Origin of the sequence: Microcystis sp. LEGE 08355 (genome assembly GCF_015207185.1) — a bacterium.
Taxonomy (GTDB): domain Bacteria; phylum Cyanobacteriota; class Cyanobacteriia; order Cyanobacteriales; family Microcystaceae; genus Microcystis; species Microcystis panniformis.
The window spans coordinates 1-1,409 of record NZ_JADEXI010000861.1 but is presented as its reverse complement, the minus strand read 5'-3'; the positions used below and the strand labels follow the sequence as shown (position 1 = coordinate 1,409).

The window sequence follows — 1,409 nt, the reverse complement described above, 5'->3', positions numbered from 1 at the left end:
TTTNGGAAAATTGTTAGCATGGCTTATTCACATTTATTGGTGGACATTTACTTTGTTTTCTTATCTAGAATATCAAATTTTGTACGACTTTTTTCCACGTTCAACACTTCTGGTATTTAAGTTCTTCGTTAGGATTCCTTAAGGTCTCGCGAGGCTGTTCGCTATCGAGTTTATCAGCTAGGGTATCAACTAAGCTAGTTTGATCAATTTGTTGATGCCAGACAAGCTTAGTATGGTCAAGGAGGCGATCGCACAACCGAGCGGCGAGGGTACTTTTCCCGTTACCACCAAAACCTTGCAGGAAAACCCCGGCCTTATGAATTGCTTTAGGATTATCAAAGGGTTTTTTCAGCACTTGCAAGCAATCCTGAAGATCACGGCGGCGACCGATAAAAGTTTCCCGTGTGGCTACCCGCAAATATTTCGTTTCTGGGTCCACAAATTGGTCAACAACGGATACGGGAGGTAAAGGTTTTTTCTGTCCTCTCCTTACCAAAGCTTCTGGGATACTTCCCCTCACATAGATGCGTAAACAATGCCAATCCCTGGCCTGATTTCCTAATAATTTCTGATAGGCAAAAGCTAACGACTCGCTTAAAGTAAAGCCTTGGGAAAGCTTTTCATAGAGGATGGCCGCCGTGTCAGCAGCTTCGTTATCCCTGACGGGTTGACCCCACCCCAAAACAGCTTTAGCCCCATTTTCTAATAACTTCTCGGCCATCGAAAGGATCTCATCACCATCGGAGTAGCCTGTCCGACACCCTGATAAAAACAAAAGCTTGGGTAAATTAAACTGTAATTCTCTGGCAATATCTTCGGCGCTGGTATCTTGCCTATCTCCGTATTCCGTCTCAGTAATAAAATAGGGTTTCTGATCCTCGATGGCGGCGTGTCCGCTCAAGTGGATAACATCGAAATATCCCCTATCTTTACTGGCTATCAATTCGCCTAATTCTTTAATACATCCGCTCTCTTCAACGGTTAAAGATAGGGGTTTTCCTCTAGTCGCTTTCAATATCTTCCCTTCTTCTGCCTCAAAATCTAGTATAGGCTTTACACCCTTAGCAGAACTTGCCATGAAAACTACATTTAAGGCTCGATCCTGCGGGTTGTTGTCCACAGTTAACAGCCTTTCATTACCGGTTTTCATCCAAAATTTTGGGTCTGAAACCCCGTCGTTCTACGACGGCTTTTCTGTTAAATATTAGAACATTTACGAAATATATGCTAAAATGTGAGACATGGAAAAAGCCTACTCGTTTCGATTTTACCCCACACCAACACAAGAGTCGCTATTGCGGCGCACATTGGGCTGTGTAAGATTAGTTTACAATAAAGCTCTCCATCTCAGAACACAAGCTTGGTACGAAAAGCAAGAAAGAGTAGGCTACGCTCAAACTTCTTCAATG

2 protein-coding genes are annotated in these 1,409 nt (G+C 43.2%); one reads left to right on the top strand and one right to left on the bottom strand.

Features of this window, described 5'->3' with window-relative positions:
* Window positions 1-100 precede the first annotated feature (100 nt).
* Window positions 101-1,150 carry a CHAT domain-containing protein gene (locus IQ242_RS24745; RefSeq protein ID WP_228021207.1) on the bottom strand — a complete coding sequence of 350 codons (1,050 nt, stop codon included), beginning with the start codon at window positions 1,148-1,150 and terminating at the stop codon, window positions 101-103.
* Between the two features lie 91 nt (window positions 1,151-1,241).
* Between IQ242_RS24745 and IQ242_RS24740 the strand changes: the two genes are divergently transcribed.
* Window positions 1,242-1,409, top strand: a 168-nt coding sequence (locus IQ242_RS24740; protein WP_193961776.1) for a helix-turn-helix domain-containing protein, incomplete at its 3' end; no start/stop codon positions are given.

Excerpts from the sequence above, each read along its gene's own strand:
- IQ242_RS24745 (WP_228021207.1), bottom strand. The coding sequence starts at position 1,150 with ATGAAAACCGGTAATGAAAGGCTGTTAACTGTGGACAACAACCCGCAG.